18 protein-coding genes and 1 pseudogene are annotated in these 22,139 nt (G+C 60.2%); 12 read left to right on the forward strand and 7 right to left on the reverse strand.

Translation table 11 applies throughout. From position 1 onward, the window contains the following. Nucleotide 1: 1 nt before the first annotated feature. The 6 genes from GA0061100_RS27520 to GA0061100_RS27545 all read right to left on the reverse strand — a co-directional run bounded on the left by GA0061100_RS27520 (nucleotide 2) and on the right by GA0061100_RS27545 (nucleotide 7,663). A complete protein-coding gene (locus tag GA0061100_RS27520; protein WP_075856037.1) occupies nucleotides 2–1,222 on the reverse strand; it encodes a M20 family metallopeptidase in 1,221 nt (406 codons plus the stop codon). Between the two features lie 12 nt (nucleotides 1,223–1,234). Continuing rightward, a complete protein-coding gene (locus GA0061100_RS27525; RefSeq protein ID WP_075856038.1) occupies nucleotides 1,235–2,887 on the reverse strand; it encodes a dipeptide ABC transporter ATP-binding protein in 1,653 nt (550 codons plus the stop codon). A 1-nt stretch (nucleotide 2,888) separates the two neighbouring features. Continuing rightward, on the reverse strand, nucleotides 2,889–3,719 hold the full coding sequence (locus GA0061100_RS27530; protein ID WP_075856039.1) for an ABC transporter permease: 831 nt from the start codon (nucleotides 3,717–3,719) through the stop codon (nucleotides 2,889–2,891). Beyond that, a complete protein-coding gene (locus tag GA0061100_RS27535; protein WP_075856040.1) occupies nucleotides 3,712–4,659 on the reverse strand; it encodes an ABC transporter permease in 948 nt (315 codons plus the stop codon). Before GA0061100_RS27535 ends, GA0061100_RS27530 begins: the two co-directional genes overlap by 8 nt. 118 nt (nucleotides 4,660–4,777) lie before the next feature. Then, nucleotides 4,778–6,328 (reverse strand): ABC transporter substrate-binding protein, encoded by a 1,551-nt coding sequence (locus GA0061100_RS27540; protein ID WP_075856041.1) that lies wholly within the window; start codon nucleotides 6,326–6,328, stop codon nucleotides 4,778–4,780. A gap of 12 nt (nucleotides 6,329–6,340) precedes the next feature. Beyond that, complete coding sequence (locus tag GA0061100_RS27545; RefSeq protein ID WP_075856091.1) at nucleotides 6,341–7,663, reverse strand: M20 family metallopeptidase; 1,323 nt, start codon at nucleotides 7,661–7,663, stop codon at nucleotides 6,341–6,343. A 132-nt stretch (nucleotides 7,664–7,795) separates the two neighbouring features. Between GA0061100_RS27545 and GA0061100_RS27550 the strand changes: the two genes are divergently transcribed. The 10 genes and pseudogenes from GA0061100_RS27550 to GA0061100_RS27590 all read left to right on the forward strand — a co-directional run bounded on the left by GA0061100_RS27550 (nucleotide 7,796) and on the right by GA0061100_RS27590 (nucleotide 19,129). Next, nucleotides 7,796–8,551 carry a GntR family transcriptional regulator gene (locus GA0061100_RS27550; protein ID WP_075856042.1) on the forward strand — a complete coding sequence of 252 codons (756 nt, stop codon included), beginning with the start codon at nucleotides 7,796–7,798 and terminating at the stop codon, nucleotides 8,549–8,551. A 72-nt stretch (nucleotides 8,552–8,623) separates the two neighbouring features. Next, nucleotides 8,624–8,850 (forward strand): annotated as a pseudogene (locus GA0061100_RS35245) (PIN domain-containing protein); the annotation flags it as partial. A 336-nt stretch (nucleotides 8,851–9,186) separates the two neighbouring features. Further along, the gene (locus tag GA0061100_RS27555; RefSeq protein ID WP_075856043.1) at nucleotides 9,187–9,387 is read left to right on the forward strand and encodes a hypothetical protein; all 201 of its coding nucleotides are present in this window, start codon (nucleotides 9,187–9,189) and stop codon (nucleotides 9,385–9,387) included. A 313-nt stretch (nucleotides 9,388–9,700) separates the two neighbouring features. Beyond that, nucleotides 9,701–10,585: a helix-turn-helix domain-containing protein gene (locus GA0061100_RS27560; RefSeq protein ID WP_075856044.1), complete on the forward strand. Its 885-nt coding sequence runs from the start codon at nucleotides 9,701–9,703 to the stop codon at nucleotides 10,583–10,585. A gap of 343 nt (nucleotides 10,586–10,928) precedes the next feature. Next, nucleotides 10,929–11,348, forward strand: coding sequence for a hypothetical protein (locus tag GA0061100_RS27565; RefSeq protein ID WP_075856092.1), 420 nt, complete (start codon nucleotides 10,929–10,931; stop codon nucleotides 11,346–11,348). Continuing rightward, entirely contained in the window at nucleotides 11,345–16,735 is a 5,391-nt protein-coding gene (locus GA0061100_RS27570) for a YadA-like family protein (protein ID WP_075856045.1), read from the forward strand. The genes GA0061100_RS27565 and GA0061100_RS27570 overlap by 4 nt, the downstream gene beginning before the upstream one ends. A 7-nt stretch (nucleotides 16,736–16,742) precedes the next feature. Continuing rightward, nucleotides 16,743–17,318, forward strand: coding sequence for an invasion associated locus B family protein (locus GA0061100_RS27575; RefSeq protein WP_075856046.1), 576 nt, complete (start codon nucleotides 16,743–16,745; stop codon nucleotides 17,316–17,318). A 16-nt stretch (nucleotides 17,319–17,334) separates the two neighbouring features. After that, complete coding sequence (locus tag GA0061100_RS27580) at nucleotides 17,335–18,030, forward strand: hypothetical protein (protein WP_075856047.1); 696 nt, start codon at nucleotides 17,335–17,337, stop codon at nucleotides 18,028–18,030. Beyond that, nucleotides 18,027–18,500 (forward strand): DUF4189 domain-containing protein, encoded by a 474-nt coding sequence (locus GA0061100_RS27585; protein ID WP_075856048.1) that lies wholly within the window; start codon nucleotides 18,027–18,029, stop codon nucleotides 18,498–18,500. Before GA0061100_RS27580 ends, GA0061100_RS27585 begins: the two co-directional genes overlap by 4 nt. A 128-nt stretch (nucleotides 18,501–18,628) precedes the next feature. Further along, complete coding sequence (locus tag GA0061100_RS27590) at nucleotides 18,629–19,129, forward strand: invasion associated locus B family protein (RefSeq protein WP_075856049.1); 501 nt, start codon at nucleotides 18,629–18,631, stop codon at nucleotides 19,127–19,129. 122 nt (nucleotides 19,130–19,251) lie between these two features. Here the strand turns inward: GA0061100_RS27590 and GA0061100_RS27595 are convergent, their stop codons facing one another. After that, nucleotides 19,252–19,881, reverse strand: coding sequence for a TetR/AcrR family transcriptional regulator (locus GA0061100_RS27595; protein ID WP_075856050.1), 630 nt, complete (start codon nucleotides 19,879–19,881; stop codon nucleotides 19,252–19,254). A gap of 105 nt (nucleotides 19,882–19,986) precedes the next feature. On the opposite strand from GA0061100_RS27595, the gene GA0061100_RS27600 reads away from it, so the two are divergent. Further along, nucleotides 19,987–21,063, forward strand: coding sequence for an efflux RND transporter periplasmic adaptor subunit (locus tag GA0061100_RS27600; protein ID WP_075856093.1), 1,077 nt, complete (start codon nucleotides 19,987–19,989; stop codon nucleotides 21,061–21,063). Then, a complete protein-coding gene (locus GA0061100_RS27605; RefSeq protein ID WP_075856051.1) occupies nucleotides 21,060–22,130 on the forward strand; it encodes an efflux RND transporter periplasmic adaptor subunit in 1,071 nt (356 codons plus the stop codon). Before GA0061100_RS27600 ends, GA0061100_RS27605 begins: the two co-directional genes overlap by 4 nt. The last annotated feature ends 9 nt before the right edge of the window (nucleotides 22,131–22,139 follow it).

A 22,139-nucleotide genomic window follows, 5' to 3' on the forward strand; every position in this document is an offset into this window, starting at 1 on the left:
CTCAGGCAACCTCGCAAATGTCGAGAATGGTGAGCATGTAGACGCGGATCATGTCGAGATAGTCGACGATGTCGACGCGTTCGTCCGGCATCGTGTTGTACCGGCCGCCTGGCCCGCAGACGATGCCTTCCATGCCGAGCTCATGATATAGATGGCCGGCATCCGTCCCGTAAAAACGCGTGGGCGTAATGGCGCCTGTTGGTTGCTTCTCGCCCCGGACGGCCTCATAGGCGGCGTTGATCGAGGTTACGATGCGCGACGTCGGCGAGACTTCGAAAGGGGGCATTAGGGGACGACCCTCGATCATCTCCGGAACAAGCTTCGCTTTCAGGCCGGGGAAGCGCGTCTCAAGCTGCGTCAATTCCGCGGCGAGATCGGCAAGGACGCCTTCCTGCGTCTGGCCGGGCGCATAGCGGGCCGAGCCCCGAATGCGAACGAAATCGGAGACCTGCGGCGGCCGCCATTCCTCGAGCTCACGCCCAAGCGCGCCATGGACGACGCCAACATGGCCGCGATTGATCGATCTGTGCACCTCGCTCCTAGCGTCACTGAAGGTCATGGCATTGATACGCGGGATGAGATCGCAGGCCGCAGCGATGGCGTCGACGGATTGCTCGCGTTTGGACAGGTGCCGCGTATCGCCGGTCAGCTCGATCACGAAGCTCAGCGCCGCCGCATGCATCGTCACGGCTGCAAGATCGCTCGGCTCGCTGTTGATGAAATAGTCGGCCTTGACGCCGTTGCGGATGGCGGCGAGCGTGCCCACGCCGCCCTGAAGTTCCCCGACGACATAGGTCAGGATCACGTCGCCTTTGAGCCTGACACCGGCGCCGAGCAAGGTCTTGACCGCGCAGAAATAGGCGGCATCGCCCGCCTTCATATTGGATACACCGATACCATAGATGAACTTGTCGTCGACAAGACCGCCCCAGGGATCGACGGTCCAGCCCTCGGTGACCGGGTTGGTGTCGAGATGGCCGTTGAAGAGCAGACTCTTGCCGCCGCCAGTTCCCTTCAGACGCCCAATCGCATTGAAACGATCGCCATTGTCGAAGGGCTGCAGCTCGGACTGAAGCCCGATCGCCTCCATCTGGCGGGCCATGATGCGCGCAAGCTCGCGCTCGCCCTCGGTCTGGGAATGGCTCTTCTGGCGAACCATCATCGACAGGAAGTCGAGGCAGCTCTTCTCATCGATTGCTCCGATGAGCGATTTCGGGTCCATTTTTGATACTCCTTAGAAGTCTGCTTCTGCAGGTGAGGCGCCGGCCGGCGTGGGGACTGCGGCAAGCAGCCGGCGCGTATAGTCGGCCCGCTCGGGGCTGGTGATGTCTTCCGCCGGCACGACTTCGAGCAGATCGCCGCGATACATCACTGCGATGCGGTGGGCGATCTGGCGGATGAGGTTGAGATCGTGGGTGATGAAGAGGAAGGCGGTGGAATGCTCGCGGTGCAGCTCCAGCAGCAGCTCGATGATGGAGGCCTGCACCGAGACGTCGAGCGCGGAAGTGATCTCGTCGCAGATCACCAGCTTCGGTCTGGATGCGAAGGCGCGGGCGATGGCGACGCGCTGCTTTTCGCCGCCGGAGAGCTGATGCGGATAGCGATCGGCATGGGTGCGCGGCAGGCGCACCTGCTCGAGCATGTCGCCGATCCGTTGCGCCATGGCGCTTCCGTCACCCTCGCCGTAGAGTTTCAGCGGCCGTGCCAGGATTTCGCGAATCTTCTGGCGCGGATTGAGCGAAGCGTCCGGATGCTGGAAGATCATCTGGACGTTCTTGCGATAGGCCCTGTCCATGTCGGCAAGGCCCGCAATCGTTCGCCCGGCGAACGTCATTTGGCCCTCGAAGGGATTGAGCCCGGTCATCGCCTTGGCGAGCGTCGATTTGCCGGAGCCGGATTCCCCGACGATGCCAAGGATTTCTCCCGGCTGGACGCTCAGACTGACGGCGCGATTGCCGGCGAAGCGTTCGAAGGACCGGCCAGTCAGCGCCGACAGGAACGGCTTGCGGCCGTAATGCACGCTGACGTTCTCGACCTTCATCAGCGGTTGGTTCTGATAGGACGGGTGCGTCTGCGTCAGGCGATCGCTCGGCCGAGGCACGGCGGCGATCAGCTGACGCGTATAGTCGTGCTTCGGTGCATTGAAGATGGCATCGACCGCTCCCTGTTCGACGATTTCGCCGCGCCGGATGACGGCAACCCGCTTTGCGGTGCGCGACAGCAAGGCAAGGTCATGCGAGATATAGAGCGAGGCAACACCCGTTTCGGCCTGCAGGTCGAGGAAAAGATCAAGAATCTGACGGGACGTGATGACGTCGAGCGCGGTCGTGGGTTCGTCGAAGATGATGCATTCCGGATTGCAGGCGAAGGCGGTGGCGATGACGACGCGCTGCTTCTCGCCGCCCGATGCTTCGTGCGGCATCCGCTTCATCATTTCCGCCGGGCTCTTGAGGCCGACGCGATCCAGCATAGCTTCCCCCTCGCTCCAGGCCTGCTTTCCGGTCAGGCCGCGATGGCGCCTCAGCGTTTCCGTGAGCTGGGTGCCGAGCGAAAGCGTGGGGTTGAGCGAGGTGCCGGGGTCCTGGAACACCATGCTGATCCGCTTGCCGCGCATGCGATTGACCTCGGCCGGGGACTTCGCCGTCAGATCCTCGCCGCGAAGCCGGATTTCGCCGCCGGTCTCGCGGGCGTTTGCCGGCAGGTAGCGCATGATCGACCACGCCATCGAGGTCTTGCCGGAACCGGACTCGCCGACGAGGCCGAGAATTTCGCCGGCACCGACTTCGAGATCGATGTTCTTCAGTGCATGGAAGGCGCCACCCGCCGTCAGATAGTCGAGCGAATAGTTGCGGACCTGAAGGACTGTGTTGCTTGCAGTTTCAGTCATCTCAGCCTCCGGTGCGCGGGTTCAGCGCGTCGCGCAGGCCATCGCCAAGAAGATTGAAGCCGATGGCGACAATGGCGATTGCAAGGCTTGGCCAGATCAGGATGCCGGCGCTGATGTGCATATATTGTCTCGCTTCCGAGACCATCAGGCCCCATTCGGTCGCGGGCGGCTGGGCACCGAGCCCAAGGAAGCTCAGCGTCGCAAACAGCATGACGGCGAAGGAAACGCGGATCGTCGTTTCGACCACGATGGGTGCCACGACATTCGGCAGCATCTCGCGCGCGATGATGTAGCGGGAGCTTTCGCCGCGGGCGATCGCGGCGCTGACATAGTCCTGCTTGCGCACGGTAAGCGCGACGCTGCGGGTAATGCGCGCCATCCCCGGCGCGAAAGCGACGGCGACTGCCACCAGCGCATTGACGCTGCTGGAGCCGAGCAGATTGACGATCAGCAGCGCGAACAAGAGGTTCGGGATCGCCATGATCGCGTCGATCGTCCGCATGATGATTTCATCGGCACGCCCGCCGAGGAAGGCTGATACCGTGCCGATAAAGGCTCCGGCAAAGGTGCCGGCAAGCGTAGCGAAGACTGCCATCGTCACGGTCGAGCGCGCGCCGATCAGCAGACGGCTCAGGATGTCGCGACCATACTGATCCGTGCCGAGAAGGAAGGTCGCGCTCGGCCCCTTGTAGCGGGCAAGTATCGACATGGCTTCCGGATCGCGTGGGGCAAGAAAGGGACCGAAGACGACGACAATGAAGACGAGGGCGACAAGGACAAGGCCGACGGCACCCTGCGGCGTGCGCAGCAGCCGTTTGAGAAGCTCAATCATACTGGATCCTCTTGTCGAGCCATGCGTAAAGAATGTCGGCGGCGAAATTGACGATGGAATAGGTTGCCGCCATGAGCAGCACGCCGGCCTGGATTGCCGGTAGGTCGCGCGTCTGGATCGCGACAATCAATTGCCTGCCGATGCCGGGAAGGGCGAAGATTTCCTCGACGACGATGATGCCACCAAGCAGATAGCCGACATCGAGCGCGACGACGGTGATTGTTGGCAGCAGGGCGTTGCGCAACGCATGACCGAACAGCACCCTTGACGTGGAAAGACCCTTGAGCCGCGCCGCACGGATGTAGTCGGTATGCAGCACGTCGACGAGTTCGGAACGCACCATGCGGGAGACATGCGCGATGAGGATGATCGACACCACGCAGACCGGCAATATCAAGTGGGCAAGACCGTCGAGAAAGTTCTCGGTCAGCGGCACATAACCGGTCGGCGGCAAAAGCTTCGCCCAATCAGCGACGAAGAGCACCGCAAGCGTCGCCGTCACGAATTCCGGCAGCGACACGCCCGCATAGGAGATAAGGCTGACGATCATGTCGGCGAGCTTGCCGCGGCGGATCGCGGCGAGGACACCGAGTGGTATCGCGAGCACGAGCATCAAGGCGATCGACAGGACAGCGAGCAGAAGCGAACGACCGAGCGCCTGGAGCATGGCCGGGCCGACAGGCTGGCCGGTGCGCAGCGACTGGCCGAAATCGCCATGCAGGATACCACCCAGCCAGTGCAGATATTGCAGCCAGACGGGATCGTTTAACCCCATCTGCTGGCGTAGCGCCTCGAGCGCCTGATCGGTGGCGTTCTCCCCAAGCATCATGACGGCGGCGTCCGCCGGCAGGACCTGGGTGATCGCGAAGACGGCGAGCGACACGATGAAGAGCGTGTAGACGATCATCAAAAGCCGCTTCAGAAGATAATTCGGTGACAAGGGCCGTTCCCTGGCTTTGGAGCGACCGGTCGCGCAGACGCGCGCGCCGGTCTTCTTGCTACGGGATGCGTCGCGAACGCAGTATCGTGCCGCGACGCTTATTCAGCAGTCGGCGTCATCAGCTCCGCTTTGGCGCCTTGTCCGTCAGGGAGACGTAGTCCAGGCGGAAGACGGAAGCGCGCGGATGGACCTCGAAGCCGGCAACCCAATCCCGCTTGGCGGCGAGAACATCGAAGAACACCGGGATGATGGAGGGTACTTCCTCGTTCATCAGCTTCTGCGCCGCGGCATACAGTTCCTTGCGCTTGGCTTCATCGGTGATGCCACGTGCCTCATTGACGACCTTATCGAAGGCGGCGTTGTTCCAGCGCGTTTCATTCCAGGCTGCATCGGAGGTGTAGAGCAGCTTGAAGATTGCGTCGGCCGTCGGCTGCATGTTGTAGAAACCAACATAGAAGCTGCCCTTCTTCCACACCTGTTCCAGATAGGTCGCATGCGGCATCGTCTGGACGTTGATGTTGATGCCGGCTTCCTTTGCCATCTCGCGCAAGGCGACGGCGAGCTGGGTGCGCTGGCTCGGCTTGTCCGATGCAATCAGCGTCGCCTCGAAGCCATTCGGGTAGCCTGCCTCGGCAAGCAGCTTCTTGGCCTCGTCGATATTGGCCTGGCGCAGCGGCAGATCGGCATAGAAGCGATAGGAGGAATTAAGGGCGGTGTCGTTGCCCGGTGTGCCGAAACCCTCGGTGACGAAGTCGACCATCGCCTGCCGGTCGACGGTCAGCGCCAGAGCACGACGCACGCGCGCATCGTTGAAAGGCTTGGTGTCGCAGCCAAAGTTGATGTTGCAGAACTGGCCTGACGGCACCCGGAGCCGATTGACGCCTTGGGCGTCCTTCATCCGCAGATATTCGGTCGGCTGCACGGTCGAAATGACGTCGATATCGCCGGCAAGCAGGGCGGAGGTCTGCGCCGAGGTATCCGGGAAAACCTGGATTTCGACGCGGTCGAGATAAGGCCGCTTCGGATCGTAATAATCAGGGTTGCGTTCGACGACGATCAGGCGATCGGGTTCGTAGGAGACAAGTTTGAACGGGCCGGTGCCAACGGCCGTCGTCGACAGCTTCTTGAAGTCGCCGGTGGCGATGGAAGCCGGGATGATGCGAGCGACCGTATAGGCTGTCGCCACGGGGAAGTCGGCATAGGGGGTCGAAAGCTTGAAGACGGCCGTCAATGGATCGGCTGCGGTCACATCGGCGATCGGGCCGACATTGTTGAGTGCCGGCGAAGCGTTCTTCGGGTCGAGGATTGCCTTGAAGCTCTGGACGACATCATTGGCGGTCAACGGCGATCCGTCATGGAACTTGACGCCGCTGCGAAGCTTGAACGTCCATTCCGTCAGCGCATCGTTGGAACTCCAGCTTTCCGCCAGATCGGGTTCAACCGACATATCGACCTTCAGCCGGGTCAGATTGCTGTAGAGCAGCTCGGTAACCATATATTCCGGATTGACGCGCGTCAGCAGCGGATGGATCACGCTTGCAGCCTGATCGACGGAAATGCGCAAGGTGCCGCCCTTGGCTGGAGCAGCGGCTTGCGCAAAGCCGATGGCGGGCATTGCCAGGATGGCGGCGGTACTCGCCAGGAAATGACGTCGGTTCAGCTTCAGCATTACAGTGTTCCCTTATTTTGATGGTGCGTGTTCTGGAATGAGGTCGCTCGCAAAGTCGCGGGCTAGATAGGCAAGGATGCTTTGCGCCAGCGCGACGATATCCGTGGTCGTCGTATGTTCCTCGGGACTGTGGATGCAGCTCTCCGGGCGCCCAAGTCCGCCAAGCAGAACTTCCTGCATGACGCCCGTCTGCTGCACGTAGCCGAAGTCCGAGCAGCTTGCGGCACCCCATTTGCTGAAGTCGGAATCCTGATAACCGAAGCCGAGACTGAGAGCCTTCTGCCAGCGCGGCCAATGCGGACCGTCCGGATCCGAGGTCGGGATGAGGTGACCGACGAGGTCGATCTCCACATGCAGCTCCGGCGATTTCGCCATGACGGCGCGGACTAGCTCTTCGATCTCAGCCCTTGCCGCTTCGTAACTCTCCTCAGGCGCATAACGGCGGCTGACGAGGATCTTCAGCTCCGCGGGAACCTGCCCGCCGGACGTGCCGCCATTGACGGCCGAAATGGAAAGTTGCGGCCGCAGCGGTCCGCTCGCATGCGGCGGCGCCGGCAAGGCGGATGCGAAGGCGGCCACCTTCGGCTTCAAGGCATGAAGGGCATTCAGAAGAGGAAGGGCGCCGTCGATGGCATTAATGCCGGAACCGGTGCGGTTGCCTTCGCCTGCGTGGACCGCGTGACCGCGAACGGTGATCTGAAGATTGAAGACGCCGAAACAGCCCGCCCAGATGCGCGGCGCCGCCGAGCCGTTGAAATTGACGATATGTCCCTTGAGCATGTCCTGCTCGGCAAGGTAACGAATCCCGGGATAGAGGCCGCCTTCCTCATCGGTGCAAAGAAGCAGCATCGGATCGTAGGCGAGCTCGACACCGCAGGCGTCGGCGGCACGCAACGCCAGTAGCGTTGCCGCGATGGTACCTTTCATGTCCGCAGCGCCAAGCCCGAAGAGGCGTTCGCCTTCGCGGCGCAGACATAGCGGATCCTGTTGCCAACCGGGAGCGGCCGGAACCGTGTCAACGTGATAGTAAAGCCCGCAGACCGGCTTGATCCCGGATCGCTCGGCAATGAGATTGATGCGCGGCCCCTGCGCGGGGCCATTCCTGACCTGCCACAATTCCTCCGGCAGGATCACCTGCCGGCAATGGAAACCCATGGGTTCGAGCAGCCTCGACATCAGCTCCGCAAATGCCGGATAGCCGTCTCCCGGCGGAAAAGAGGTGTCGATCGCGATCATGCGCGCGAGATCGCCGACGGCGCTTTCGACGTTCTCTTCAATGATCCTCAAGGCGCTTGCAAATGGCTCCCCGAAAGATGACAAGACTTGATCGCGCATGCTCGAAATCCGAAAAAAGACGCGCAGGAACACATGGAGGCTCTGCACTCGTATTTATATAAACTATATAGTAATGATGCTGCCGCTCAGGCTTTGAGTCAACTCCAAATAAGAGGCAAATAATTGCGCGAAATGCCCAAATTTTCAGCAGATGTGCCACGTGCATCAGAGCTCTCCGTTCCGCTCTACGAAGTCGTGAAGCGTCAGATCACGGAAGCGATCATGATGGGCAAATGGTCGGCCGGGACCGTGCTGCCGAGCGAGATCGCGCTGTCGCAAAAGTTTGGGGTTGCTGTCGGCACGATCAGGCGTGCCCTGCAGGACCTGACCAATGAAGGCCTGCTCAGCCGGCGGCGCAAGACGGGGACCGTGGTCACCGGTCGCACGCCGCAGCACAGTCTGCGCTTTTTCTTCCAGTATTTTCGCCTGCATGGGCTCGATGGTTCGCTGCAAAACTCGACATCCGACATTCTTTCGTTGAAACGCCGTGAGGCGAGCGAAGAGGAGCGGTTGGGACTACGGCTGGACGATGCTGCTGAAGTCATCTCAATCCACCGGCTGCGCAGCGTCGGGGGCCATCCGGTCATGCATGAGGTGATGGCGCTTCCGGCAAGAATGCTGCCGGAATTTCCCGACAAAAGGGAGGAGATTCCTTCCCTGCTTTATCTCTTCCTTCTCGATCGCTATGGGATTCGCATTTCCGCCGTGCGGGAGCAGATTGCAGCCGATATGGCGACGGAGGAAGATTGCCGACTGTTGCAGCTGAGCATGCCCAGCGCCGTGCTGACGATTGACGAAGTGGCCTATGACCAGTCCGCGGTTCCGGTTCTCGTCGCAAAACATCGCGCGACGACCAGAAGCCATCGCTATGTGCACGAGGTTCAATAGCAGGCAAAAAGCATAGCTCTTCGACGCCGGAAATCCGGCGATCGCACCATGTTATCTCGCTGCTGATTGTGCCTGCATTCCTGGCTGGAAAATCACCTAAGACCAGCATTCGCCGGTCGCATCTTGTCGACCGATGAGGCGAATGCGACACGTTACGCGCATCTTCCTATTCCTGGCCGACGCATTGACGCTGATGCCAGATTGCCGCGACCGCGCTCGTTCACGGCTTGAGCGTTGTGACACGCAATGCTTGGGATTTCGAGGGCACCCGCGTCGTCGTGCACCCCTGGCAAGATTGATCGGAGCGATGGCCGCCAATCGCCGGCGTCATGATCGATTCGCCCTCATCGATGGCGGTTTCGGCCTGTCGATAAGGTTCCGAGATTTGCTGCAGCGTCTTGCGGTCTCCTCTGCCTAGGTGGCAGAATAACTTCCGTTCTTCTTGTATCTCCTGCGGCTCACTCCGTGAGTTGCCCAATGATATAGAGTTAATGGTTGTAATGAAGTTTGGCTTGATTACAGCATAGCGATAGTGTGACTAGGTGCGGGGCTATGAAAATCTCGGGGCGTCCCTATGGATTTATTTTATGTTGGGAATGTGATAGCTGACATATATTAAGGCTGCGAGAGTGAGAATGGCAGAATTCAAATTTAGTGAACCACCTTTGGGAAGCGGTGCCGACGACATTTCAAGCGAGTGCCAACGACAATTGCAGCCTATTGTTAGTGAAATCGTTCGGGCCGCGGCTGCAGCCGGATGGAACCAAAAAGATGTTCTTCTAGCGATGGTGGATGTCGCTTGGGACCTATATGAAAAGCGCCGAGGCGACCTCTAGCGGTCCCAATGCTCGACAATCGGTTTTCTACTTCGACGTGAATTAAGATTTAGCCCGACGGCAACCATCTATCGAAATGCGTGGGATATATTCGTCCGCGCTAAAGATTGACGTGTTTTTTACTGCGTCATCCTTTCTTTACCATATGCATATCCCCCCTTCCAAACTCTGTAATTTATACTATTTAATCTCGCGCTATTAGCTGGCTGCAGCGTCGAGCTGACAGTGTTGGGAAACTGGGATCTCAAGCGAAGTTGAGATCGGGTCTGCTTGTTTGCATTTACAGGATTTCGTTCGGGCGGGGCGATGAAGGATGAACTATGCGGGTGAGGTTCGGGAACGGGCCGATCGATATGTATTTGATATAATTCCTGAAAATGCAGGCCCAAGGAAGGCCACCATGCGCGGGAGCGTTATCAGCTCCGTTCGCAATCCTGGCTCACAGACATTCCTGGCAAAGGAACACGCTGTGGGGATCGTGTTGGCGCCTGCACGCAAGCTGAGAGCCTCTCTCGGTAGCGACAGAATCACGGAATATGATGCGCCCATCGGCTGCATCGCGGTTAATCCCGCGGGCGTGGACAGCAGTCTTGCCTGGTCGGAAACCAGGAAGAATCTTGTCGTCGCGATTCCACCCCAAATTCTGTCCGAGCTGGCGCTGCAGGAATTTGATCTTGCCAATGTAGAACTCGAGCCTCCACCATTTGGCACAGTCGATCTTATCGCCCTCGGCATTGCGCAGAGGATTTCTGTCGAATTAACCGGGAAAGCAACTCCGAATGAACTCTATCTGGATTCATTGGTTACGTTGTTCAGTACACATCTTCTCCGCACCTATGCAAACAATATGAGACAGATTCCGTCGCCCAGGGGAGGGCTCTCCGCCAAAAGCGCTCGACGCGTGGAAGAGTATCTTCGCGAGCATTTCACCGAGAAGGTTCACGTCGCTGAACTTGCGGCGGTCGCTGGCATTTCGCCCAACCATTTCATCGTGAGGTTCGCCAAGACCTTTGGCATGCCTCCACACCGGTATCTGATAAATCTGCGCCTGGATCTTGCGGAAAAATTGCTCGCCGAAGGCGAAATCGCGATTGCGGAAATTGCCTATATGGCAGGGTTTTCGGATCAAAGCCATTTGGCGACCACGATGAAGAGATACCGGGGACGGACGCCGACAGAGCTTCGATATATGCGATAACCGCACGAGTTTGAACGCAAGCCTGCGCCCATCGCAAGCCGCCTCGACTATTCCCAAACCCAATATTTTCCGCATGCCGGCCGCGAGGTGTATGGCGGAGATGGAGCGTTTTCTGCACATGCGGCAGAAGAGATTTTTCGGAATGGAAAGAAGCGCTTGCTGCCGATCGTCCAACGGTTCGCCTCCTCATGCGGAACAGCCTTAGGTTAAGTGTGGCAAAGTGGCTACACCTGCAACCGGCTAAGCAAAAAACCGTAGTTTTCTAAAAAAAATCCGGAATTTTCTAAAATACGGTTGCACTGAAATAAGGCCATGTTCCCGAATGGTAATCATCCGGTGCTACATGGACATTCAATTCCCTGAATTTGAAATCTTTGCTCCGAAAATCGAGGTAGCCTGGACTGCCTTACAAGAACGATATGCCAGCCGTCTGACCGGCGCGGAAGTTGATTATCTATTTGCCTGCCTTGTCTTCGGTTTGACCTCCCCGGCCTATGGGGAAGGGGAACCATTCTTTCATTTCGATGTCTGCCGCGCCTTGGTGGCGATGAAGCTTCCTCCCGATCGGGCCGACGCTGCATTGTATTCCGTTCCGGTGTCGACGCAGCCATGGGTCGACACCGTCCGCGAGCAGCTCGAAAGCCAGGCCGCAAAAATGGGTCGCGCGCTTCAGGAGGCGCACAATTTCAACGACGACGCAGCCGCAGATGCGGGTTCACGCGTGCTTAGTCGTCCAGATAGCAGCGAGGAGAAAGCAGCATGAGCGAGTGCGTTGGGGAACATCTGCAGACTAAATCTCGTACCGGATTTGCTCGAAACTTCGTTTCAGCTGACCGGACCGATCGTTCGCTCCGACGCCGCCTGATGGCCGTGCTGCGGATGGCCTCTCGTGTTCTCGGCATGCGTCGTAAGGACATGGGTCCCGGATCCCTGGGCACCAGCGGGAACTTGCATTTGGCCAGCGCGATCGGCGGCCTCGCCGCGCTCACCGTGCTCGGCCTTTCCGCTCCTGCGCAGGCTCAATATGCCGCCGGCGGCGGCACGACGACAGCCGCCAACGCCGTCGCCATCGGTAACGCTGCTACAGCGAATAACCCGAACAGCGTGGCGTTGGGCACCTCTAACAGTGCAACGGGCGACGCTTCGATCGCCATCGGCTATTCGATGGGTGTCAATGGCCTCAACGCCATAGGCATGGGTGTCTTCGCGAACGCCACCGGCGTCAATGCTCTTGCCGTCGGCGGGAACGCTCGCGCATTGGCGGATGGGGCTTCAGCCTATGGTGTCAACACCACTGCAAACGGAGCCAACGCGCTTGCCCTCGGCTCGACAGCCACCGCTTCGGGAGGCGCCTCGGTAGCGATTGGATTGTCCTCCAACGCCTCATCTTCAAACGGTGCAGCCATTGCCATGGGAGTCGGCTCCAAGGCGAACGCAGGAACGGGCGGCGGTTCTCCGATTGCTATTGGTACGAATGCCAATGCAAGCGGCACCGCTCCTTCCGGTTTCACGTTCGAGTCGGTTGCATTAGGCTCCGCTGCGACGGCCACAGGGGCATGGGCGAATGCCGTTGGTTCGAGCTCGTCTGCGACGGGGACAGGATCCAGCGCCTTCGGCACGTCGGCCACGGCGTCGGCCAACCAAACCACGGCGATCGGCAATGGGGCAGCTGCTTCCGCCCTAAGAGGTTCCGCCATGGGTTACCTCGCCAAGGCCTCGAACACGGATACCATCGCTCTCGGCACGAATGCTGCCGCCTCCGGTACTAACGCGCTCGCCATTGGTCCTACAACGGTCGCATCCGGAGACTTCGGCGTTGCCTTGGGTAACCAGGCACAGGCGGTCGCTGGCGGCGGCGCAGTTGCCATAGGCTCGGGCGCACTTGTGGCAAATGGGGCGACCTCCGGCGTCGCTCTTGGCAACAATGCAAATGCCGGCTCCAATCTAGCCACAGCAGTCGGCCCCGGTGCGAATGCCTCGGGGACTGGAGCCGTGTCCATGGGCTCTCTGGCAAAGGCCACTGCCATTAATGCGGTCGCTTTAGGCGCGGGCGCGGCTGCGAGCCAGTCAAACACCCTAGCTTTGGGCGAGTCCTCCACCGCCAGCGGTGTGAACAGCACATCGATCGGCGGTGGATCGGTCGCTAGCGGGCTTCAGGCGGTCTCTTTGGGCATCAACGCGAACGGAGCAGGCGACAACGCAATTGCGATCGGAACAGCGGCCCAGGCCACTTCCGCCGAAGCGGTCGCCATGGGCAGAAACGCGGTGGCAACCGGCGGCAAGGCCGTCTCCATCGGCTCAGGCAATACCGCCTACGGTGACGGCGCGGTCGCGATTGGCGATCCGAGCTATGCGAGCGGCACCGGCGCCTTCACCGGCGGCGCCAACAATATCGCCAACAGTGACGGCACGGCAAGCGCCACCGCCGCCAACCAGGCAAGCGGCGCAGTCGCGATCGGCAACAACAACAAGGCGATCGGTCAGGGCTCCGTGGCGCTGGGCAACGGTTCCACCGCGGGTGCCTCCGGTTTCGTCGGCAATATCGCGCTGGGCAATGGCGCAACCGCGACGGCAAGCTCGGGCGATGTGGCGCTCGGCTCCGGTTCGACGACGGCGACAGCCGTCGGCACGCCGAGCGCTGTGATCGGCGGCACGACCTACACCTTCCAGGGCACCACGCCGACCTCGACAGTTAGCGTTGGCGCACCAGGCGCCGAACGCACCATTACCAACGTGGCAGCAGGCCGGCTCAACAATGCTTCGACCGATGCCGTCAACGGGTCGCAGCTCTTCGCGACGAACCAGGCCGTCGATAGTGTCACCACCACCGTCAACAACATCAATGGCGGCGCTGGCATCAAGTATTTCCACGCCAATTCGGCGGGGACGGACTCGTCAGCAACGGGTGCGGAGTCAGTCGCGATCGGACCTCTCTCGGTCGCGTCAGGGGCGAACGCCATCGCAGCTGGCAACGCTTCGGGTGCCTCCGGCCTCGACTCGGCAGCGTTTGGATACATAGCCAAGGCCACGGGCGACTTCAGCACCGCCATGGGTGCTGATGCCAACGCCACGGCCACATCCAGCACTGCGATCGGCCAGAATGCGTTTGCAACTGCCGTTCAGGCAACAGCGCTCGGCGTCAACGCCAGTGCCAGCGGTGCGAGTGCGCTCGCGCTAGGCGCCAACGCCGCTGCAAGTAACGCGGATGACGTGGCGCTCGGCTCGGGCTCGGTGACCGCCGTCGCCGTCGGCACGCCCAATGCAGTGATCAACGGCACGACCTACACTTTCCAGGGCACCACACCGGCTTCAACGGTCAGCGTCGGCGCCGTCGGCGCCGAGCGCACCATCACCAATGTCGCCGCGGGTCGGATCAGCGGATCGTCCACCGACGCCGTCAACGGCTCGCAGCTCTTTGCCACCAACCAGGCGGTCGATGCCATCGGCACCACGGTCAACAACATCAACACTGGCGGCGGCATCAAGTATTTCCACGCCAATTCGACGGCTGCGGACTCGTCGGCGACGGGTGCGGACTCAGTCGCGATCGGACCTCTCTCGACCGCGTCAGGGCAGAATGCCATTGCGGCCGGCAACGCTTCGGGTGCCTCCGGCCTCGACTCAGCAGCGTTCGGATACATAGCCAAGGCCACGGGCGACTTCAGCACCGCCATGGGCGCCGATGCCAACGCCACGGCCACATCCAGCACTGCAATCGGCCAGAATGCATTTGCGACTGCCGTTCAGTCCACCGCTCTCGGCGTCAACGCCAGTGCCAGCGGTGCGAGTGCGCTCGCGCTAGGCGCCAACGCCGCTGCAAGTAACGCGGATGACGTGGCGCTCGGCTCGGGCTCAGTGACCGCCGCAGCGGTCGGCACGGCCAGCACCGTGATCGGCACCACCACCTACAACTTCGCCGGCACGACCCCGGCTTCGACGGTCAGCGTCGGCGCCGTCGGCGCCGAGCGTACCATCACCAATGTCGCGGCGGGCAGGCTCAACAACGGTTCGACGGATGCTATCAATGGTTCGCAGCTCTTTGCCACCAACCAGCAGGTGACGCAGAACACCACCGACATTACCACCATCAACGGCAATCTGACCAATCTCGGCAATACGATCAACAATATCGCCGGTGACACATCGACGACCTATACTGATGCAAACGGTAAGGGCATTCGATATGTGCGTACGAATGACAGGACCCTTGCCGTCAGCGATTCCTCCGCTCAAGGCATCGGCTCCACCGCTGTCGGCTACAATGCCACCTCGGTCGCCGACAATTCGCTTGCGCTTGGGATGAATAGCCAGGCCACCATCGTTGGCGGCGTGGCTCTTGGATCGGGATCGGTTGCCGATCGCGCCCTCGCTCCAGCCACCGGCCAGATCGCGGCCGGGCCGACGAACTTCATCCAATACAATACGACGGATAAAACGCTATTGGGCGCGGTCTCGGTCGGTTCGAGCACGTCTTATCGACAGATCATCAATGTTGCGGACGGCACCAGCGCGCAGGACGCCGTCACGGTTCGTCAGCTCCAGGGCGCCATCGCTTCGGTCGCAACGACGCCGAGCAAGTACTTCCATGCGAATTCGGCCGCTGGCGACTCCCTCGCCGTCGGTGCCGAATCGGTTGCTGTCGGCCCGACGACCGTCGTCAACGGCGATAACGGTATCGGTATCGGCAACGGTGCGGTTGTCGATCAGGTTGCCCCCGGCGGCACGGCCATCGGCCAGAATGCCCACGTCATGCTGGCTGATGGCGTAGCACTCGGCACGAACTCGCTGGCTGCGGGCGTCCAATCGGTGGCGCTCGGTGCCGGCTCGCAAGCCAACAACATCAACAGCGTTGCGCTGGGCGCGCAATCCGTAACAACAGTGGGCGCACAGACGAACTATACCGGCTTCGCGCTTACGAGCCCACAGACCTCTGTCGGCGAAGTATCGATCGGCTCGGCTGGTTCGGAACGCAAGCTGACCAATCTGGCAGCCGGTTCGGCTGACACCGATGCGGTGAATGTCAGCCAGCTCAAGGGTCTTGGCACCAACGTCACCAAGCTGATCGGGGGCAATACGACTGTGAACCCTGACGGGTCGATCACTGGCCCAACCTACAACATCCAGGGCAACAGCTATAATACGGTCTACGATGCCTTCGGCGCGGTCGATAACACATTGACCAACATCACCAATGGCGGCGGCATCAAGTACTTCCATGCGAACTCCACGCTCGCAGACTCTCAGGCCTCAGGCACCGATAGCGTTGCGATCGGTCCACAGAGTGTCGCCAGCGGCGTGAGCAGCCTGGCAGCGGGCAACGGATCTACCGCGGTAGGGCAGGGCGCGGTCGCTCTGGGTCAGGGTGCTCAGGCTAATAATGCCAATGATGTGGCCTTGGGCTCCGGTTCCTCAACGCAGGCTGCCGTCGGTACGGCCGGCGCCGACATTCAGGGTAAGCACTATGACTTTGCCGGCACCACGCCGGTCGGAACGGTGAGCGTGGGCGCCCCAGGGTCTGAAAGAACCATCACGAACGTCGCTGCCGGCCGCATTTCCGCCGGCAGCACCGACGCCATCAACGGATCGCAGCTTTATGCGACCAATCAGGCGATCGACAGCTTGCAGACGGGTGTCGGGACGATCACCAAGAACGCCGTTACCTATGACCTCAATCCCGATGGCAGCAAGAAGAACAGCATCACGCTGCAGGGCGGTGACGTCAATGCTCCGGTGGTCATCTCCAACGTCGGAAAGGGTGTCGCGCCAACGGATGCCGTGAATGTTGCCCAGTTGGGCGACAGCATCACCCAGGTCAAATCGTATACGGACACGGCAGCTGCCAATACGCTGACTGCGGCCAACAACTACACCGACCAGAAATTCGGCCAGCTGAACCAGGAACTTGGGGACGTCCGTTCCGAGGCAAGGCAGGCGGCCGCAATCGGACTTGCAGCGGCATCGCTTCGTTATGATGACCGTCCGGGCAAGGCGAGCGTGGCTCTCGGTGGCGGTGTCTGGCGAGGCGAGGGCGCGGTGGCCTTCGGCGCGGGTTACACCAGCGAGAACGGCCGCGTCCGGGCGAATTTGTCAGGTACGGCCGCCGGCGGACACGTGGGCGTCGGCGCTGGCGTCAGCTTCACCTTGAATTGAGCCTGACATGTTCAAAGGAGCGCTTTTCGGCGTCCCGGCTATCATGGCTTGCATGCTCCTGTTCGGCTCGATCGCAGCCGGACAGGAGGTCGCTCTTCCCAACTATCGCATAAGACCTTCCGAGGTCGCCGTTCCACCGGAATTGAAGGCTGGCGACTATCAGAGGATCATTCGCCCGTTCGAAAACTGGACGCTGATCTGCGACGAAAACTTGAAGAGTCATCAGCGAGTTTGCAACGTCACGCAGATCATCGAGAACCAATCGGGACAGGTCGCATTCAGTTGGTCGCTCGCGGCCACCAAAAAGGGCGATCCTTATATGATCTTGCGCGCTGCACCGGTTGCCAAGAGCGACGGCCGCTTCTTGCTGAAATTCGATGGCCGCAAGGAGCCGATACAAGTTCAGTTCAACGGGTGCAACAACACGGTTTGCGTCGGCATGCTGCCGGTCGGTCCCGCAATGCGCGAACAGATTTCCAAAAACACGGCGCCAACAATCTCCTATCCGACCACGGATGGGAACACGATCAGCGTGACCGCAAATCTCAAGGGCCTTTCCACAGCCGTTAAGGCGATAAAGTGACGGACGGATTTTTTCAATGAGCCAACAATCGATCCACGATCGCATCATGTCCCGAAACGCGAACGACGCGGCAATTCAGAACCTAGCCGCCGAGCAAGCCAAGCCACGGCGACGCTGGTGGAAGGTGACCTCCCTATCGGTGCTTGCAATTGCGATCGCCGGCGCCATCGGCTACGCGGCTTTCCGATATGACGTGGTCGGCAATCTTTTGCCACAGCAGGCAATTGCCGCAGCAAATGACGGCAATCAAGCGCTGCCGGACACGCCGTTCCTGCAGCACGCCAAACAGGCCGGCCTGCAATCCTGCTCGACCGTTTTCCCGGTTCTTGGGCAATTGCTGACGAACGGCACCCAATACAATGTCCAGTCGATCTGGAACAATGAGGCAGCCGACAAGCATGCGGTGCAGGCATTGGTCGGGATGAATTACGCCACGCAGGGCTACAGCGGTCCGGCAGCCGGCATCGTATTCGCAGCACCCGTCGCATCCGGCTGCGAGGGTTCGATGGTTCGCGTGGCGCCGTTTACCGCCTCCTGCCCGGAAGTCTCGACCAAATTTCCGAACGGCAGCAAGCTCGTCAACAATCTCGGGCAGGTCGGCGTCTACGAACTCGGCAATGAGGGGGGCGAAGCAATGCTTTTGCCGACCGGAAGCGGCTGCGTCGTCATTTCCGTGGCCTCGGCAGCAGGAAAGCAAGGGAGCGCAAAATGAGATTGAAATCTGCAATTGCCGCGATAGGCATCCTGTTCGTCTCCACCGCCCATCCGTGGGCGGCCGATCTCTTCACGACAGAACAGGCGCCGGTTCCTCCGCCTGAGGAGCGCGGCATATGGGCGGCCATCGCCTATTCCGCACCCGATGAAAAATACGGCTTCTTTTGGGGGGCCGACAAACGCCAGGAAGCCATGGATATCGCGCTCAAGCATTGCGAGCGGGACAAGGGTAACAGTTGCGTCGTGGTCAGCGTATTTCGCAATCACCGGCACTGGGATGACGACGACAAGACCGGCTTTCCGTACAATCATTGCGGTGCCCTTGCCATCGGCAAGGAAAAACGTGATCGCGCCACACCTTGGAGCGCAAATTCGGCACCGACACGCCGCGAAGCTGAAGATCTCGCGCTTAAAGCATGTGAGCGCTCAGGTTCTCGCTGCACTGTCCGGGAGTGGGTATGCACCTGACCTGAACCCGCTGCCTTCGCTCATTATGGAACCGACCGCATAAGGTTGCACTTCAAGCCGAGAGATCCTATCCCTTGTCAAATTCCACATTTACTTCATCCCGGATAGCTCGTCGCATATCTTATGCGATGCTTGCCTTTGTCTGTGCGGGCATTGCTTCTTCGGCCTTTGCGCAATCGGCTCTGCCAAACGGCGCATCGAGCCTGCAGGAGACCTACCAGGACTGGCGCGTTGCCTGCAGTCAACGCGACAAGGCGTCGGCATGCACGATTTCGCAAGATCAAACCCAGCAAAACGGCCAGAGGCTGCTTGCCGTCGAAATGCAGATACGTCCTGACGGCGGCGCACTTGCAACGCTGCTGCTGCCCTTCGGAATCGTCCTCGACTCGGGCGTGACGCCGAACATCGATGATCAGCCGCCTTTGAAGCCAGTGCGTTTTCGCACCTGTTTGCCTAACGGCTGCATTGCCTTGCTTCCGGTCGACGCTGCAACACTTGGCAAATTGCGAACCGGCTCGCGCTTGAACCTGAAGGTCGTTGCCGATGGCGGCAACGCACTCGGCTTCCAGGTGTCCCTGCAAGGTTTTTCGGCGGCTGCAGATCGCGTGGCCGCTTTGGGCGCCCGATAGAAGCCGCATCTTCACGCTGTGCGGATGCGCTATCTCGCGGGGCTGTGAATTCCAGCATCTTCGGGAACGGCAATTTGCCGCTCTCGCAACAGAGTTTGACGGCTCGCTATCGGACACATCCGCTAGCGAGGCTCTTTCAGGAGCAGTCCGTGCAAAACAAGATCGATGTGTGCCTTGAGATAGCTTGCCTTGTCGAGAGTTCGTCGCTCGTCGAAAAGCAGCTTGAAGAACAGAAAGGCGATAGCAGGCGCCACGACTGCATCGGCGAATGCGGCGGGGGCTGCTCGGAACTCCCCAAGCCTTACCCCTTCATCGATAAGCGACTGCATTTGATGCTCGAGAGGATCGATAAATATGTCGTGGTGCCGATCGACGATATGTGGGAACCGCGAACCTTCCGCAATGACGAACCTCATCAATTCCCGCAATTTGCGATCGTTAATTATGAGATCATAGATCAGCTCGATATTTTTCTGAAGCCGCTCCGTAACGGTCCCCTTCAGCTCGTTTCCGCTTATCAATAGATCTTCGAGGGGTGTCGAGATGTGTCGGATCATTGCTTCGAAAAGCTGTTCCTTGGTCTCGAAATAAACGTAGACGGTTCCCTTCGTTACTCCAATCCTGCTGGCTATATCTTCGACGCGCGTCGCGACGTAGCCGCGCTCGACGAATTCTTCAAACGCAGCATCCAGGATCTGAACGGGGCGACGGGCCTTCTGCTCCGCACGTGTCAGTTTCTTCGTATCAGGCATATCTCACCTTGAGCGCTATTCGTGGTTTGACGTCAATATATTTTCATTGACTTCCTAGTCAGTCAATAATATTCGTCTGCCGAACGGATGCAAGAGGTCAAATTCATGAAAACTGTCCTTGTCGTCGCCTGGCTCAGTGTCAGTGCCGTCGCGCTTGCCTCATGCGAAAAGCAAAGCGCGAGTGAGACAAAGCCGAAGAACGTGGAGACCGTCGTGGCCAAAGTCACGCCGGTCGTGGAAAGCAACTCCATCACCGGCGAAGTCAGTGCTCGGGTCGAGAGTGATCTTTCCTTCAGAGTCAGCGGGCGTATTGTCGAGCGCCTCGTCGATGTCGGCTCCACGGTCAAGGCGGGGCAGGTGCTTGCGCGCATGGACGCCGAAGAGCAGAAAGCTGATCTGGGTGTCGCCACCGCGAACCTGCAGTCGGCGCTCGCCCAGCAAACGCAGGCTCAGCTCGCCTTCGACCGGCAGCAGAACCTCTTCAAGACGCAGGTTACGACCCGCGCCGCGCTCGATCAGGCCCAGGAAACGCTGTTGACTGCTCAGGGCAGTGTTAAGTCGGCGCAGGCCCAGCTCGACACCAGCCAGGATGCGCTTTCCTATACGGAACTGCGCGCTGATGCCGACGGTGTGATTACCGCGAGAAACGCCGAGGTAGGCCAGGTCGCGCAAGCCGCCCAGCTGGTTTTCACACTTGCGCATGACGGTCCGCGGGACGCGGTCTTCAACGTCTTTGAATCCCTTTATCTGGGCCGCAATCTTGAAAACAAGGTGGCTGTCAGCCTCCTTTCTGCGCCGTCTCACAGGATGGAGGCTTCCGTCCGCGAAATCTCGCCCACGATCGACTCGTCGACCGGGACGATCAGGGTCAAGGTAGGTCTCGAAGGGGCGCCGGACATGCAGCTTGGCGCTCCGGTCATCGGCCTGTTTCGGTCCACTGCAAGGGACGCAATCGAATTGCCTTGGTCGGCAATGACGTCAAAAAGCGGCAAGCCCGCCGTCTGGATCGTCGATCCCGCCTCGTCGAGCGTATCGCTTCGTCAAATCGATGTCTCCGGCTATGAAACCGGCCGCTTTGCGGTGCGGGCGGGGGTATCGCCGGGCGAGATCGTCGTCGCCGACGGCGCGAAATTCCTGCGACCAGGCCAGGCCGTCACATACGACAAGGGAGCCGCACAATGAATATCCGCATCACAGCCGGCCTTGCGATCCTCGGCTCATTGCTGCTGACCTCTTGCGAGAAGCAGGATGAAGCCCATTACGAGCCGCCGCGCCCCGTGCTTTCCGTTGTGGCCAAATCCACCGCGGCTTCCGCGCTGACCCTGCCGGGAACAGTCGAAGCCAAGATCGAGACCCAACTGGCATTTCGGGTCTTGGGACGGGTTATCGCGCGCAAGGTCAGTGTCGGCGATATCGTCAAGAAGGGTGATGTCGTTGCCGCCATCGATCCGCTTTCGCTCGAGCTCGCAGTCAAGAGTTCGCAGTCCGAGCTTTCCAATGCCGAGGCGCAACTGGTAAATGCCGCATCCACCGAGGAGCGCCAACGGTCCTTGCTCGAGAGCCGATCGGGAAGTGAAGCGGCCTACGAAGAGGCAGAACTTGGGCGCAAGAGTGCGAGCGCTTCGGTTGCCAAGGCACAGGCCAATCTGGACAAGGCCGAAGAGCAACTGGGCTATGCGCAGCTTCGCGCGGAATTCGACGGCGTCGTGACCGCGACCTCAGCCGAAGTGGGCCAGGTCGTCTCCGCGGGCCAGAGCATTGCCACTGTCGCGCGCCCCGACCAGCGCGATGCCATCATCGACATACCCGTGGCAAGCTTTGACGGTCTCAAGGTGGGGTCGCCCTTCGAGGTTGCGCTCCAGCTCGACCCGACCATTCGCGCGAGCGGTGTCGTCAGAGAGATCGCCCCGGAAGCCGAGGCGACGACCCGTACGCGGCGCACGAAGATCACGCTCATCGATCCGCCCGCCGCGTTTCGCCTGGGTTCCGTCATTACCGCGACCGCGACTGTTGTTGCGGATCCGATGATCCTGCTGCCGTCCTCGTCCGTGCTGATGAAGGACGGGAAGCCAAACGTCTGGGTTGTCGATACCACGGCTCGCAAAGTCTCCATTCGCGTGATCAAGATCGACGGAGACCTCGTCGAAGGTGGTTCGGTGAGGATTGCCGAAGGCATCAGCCCTGGCGAACGCATCGTCGTTGCCGGAGTTCACAAGCTTGCAGACGGCCAGGCCGTCAGGGTAGATTAAGGAAAGATC

The organism is Martinezella hainanensis (genome assembly GCF_900094555.1).
GTDB lineage: Bacteria > Pseudomonadota > Alphaproteobacteria > Rhizobiales > Rhizobiaceae > Rhizobium > Rhizobium hainanense.

Bases quoted from the DNA above. Each gene is read 5' to 3' on its own strand.
- GA0061100_RS27520 (WP_075856037.1), bottom strand. From the start codon at position 1,222: ATGGACCCGAAATCGCTCATCGGAGCAATCGATGAGAAGAGCTGCCTC.
- GA0061100_RS27525 (WP_075856038.1), bottom strand. From the start codon at position 2,887: ATGACTGAAACTGCAAGCAACACAGTCCTTCAGGTCCGCAACTATTCG.
- GA0061100_RS27530 (WP_075856039.1), bottom strand. From the start codon at position 3,719: ATGATTGAGCTTCTCAAACGGCTGCTGCGCACGCCGCAGGGTGCCGTC.
- GA0061100_RS27540 (WP_075856041.1), bottom strand. From the start codon at position 6,328: ATGCTGAAGCTGAACCGACGTCATTTCCTGGCGAGTACCGCCGCCATC.
- GA0061100_RS27545 (WP_075856091.1), bottom strand. From the start codon at position 7,663: ATGCGCGATCAAGTCTTGTCATCTTTCGGGGAGCCATTTGCAAGCGCC.
- GA0061100_RS27550 (WP_075856042.1), top strand. From the start codon at position 7,796: ATGCCCAAATTTTCAGCAGATGTGCCACGTGCATCAGAGCTCTCCGTT.
- GA0061100_RS27555 (WP_075856043.1), top strand. From the start codon at position 9,187: ATGGCAGAATTCAAATTTAGTGAACCACCTTTGGGAAGCGGTGCCGAC.
- GA0061100_RS27560 (WP_075856044.1), top strand. From the start codon at position 9,701: ATGAACTATGCGGGTGAGGTTCGGGAACGGGCCGATCGATATGTATTT.
- GA0061100_RS27565 (WP_075856092.1), top strand. From the start codon at position 10,929: ATGGACATTCAATTCCCTGAATTTGAAATCTTTGCTCCGAAAATCGAG.
- GA0061100_RS27570 (WP_075856045.1), top strand. From the start codon at position 11,345: ATGAGCGAGTGCGTTGGGGAACATCTGCAGACTAAATCTCGTACCGGA.
- GA0061100_RS27575 (WP_075856046.1), top strand. From the start codon at position 16,743: ATGTTCAAAGGAGCGCTTTTCGGCGTCCCGGCTATCATGGCTTGCATG.
- GA0061100_RS27580 (WP_075856047.1), top strand. From the start codon at position 17,335: ATGAGCCAACAATCGATCCACGATCGCATCATGTCCCGAAACGCGAAC.
- GA0061100_RS27585 (WP_075856048.1), top strand. From the start codon at position 18,027: ATGAGATTGAAATCTGCAATTGCCGCGATAGGCATCCTGTTCGTCTCC.
- GA0061100_RS27590 (WP_075856049.1), top strand. From the start codon at position 18,629: ATGCTTGCCTTTGTCTGTGCGGGCATTGCTTCTTCGGCCTTTGCGCAA.
- GA0061100_RS27595 (WP_075856050.1), bottom strand. From the start codon at position 19,881: ATGCCTGATACGAAGAAACTGACACGTGCGGAGCAGAAGGCCCGTCGC.
- GA0061100_RS27600 (WP_075856093.1), top strand. From the start codon at position 19,987: ATGAAAACTGTCCTTGTCGTCGCCTGGCTCAGTGTCAGTGCCGTCGCG.
- GA0061100_RS27605 (WP_075856051.1), top strand. From the start codon at position 21,060: ATGAATATCCGCATCACAGCCGGCCTTGCGATCCTCGGCTCATTGCTG.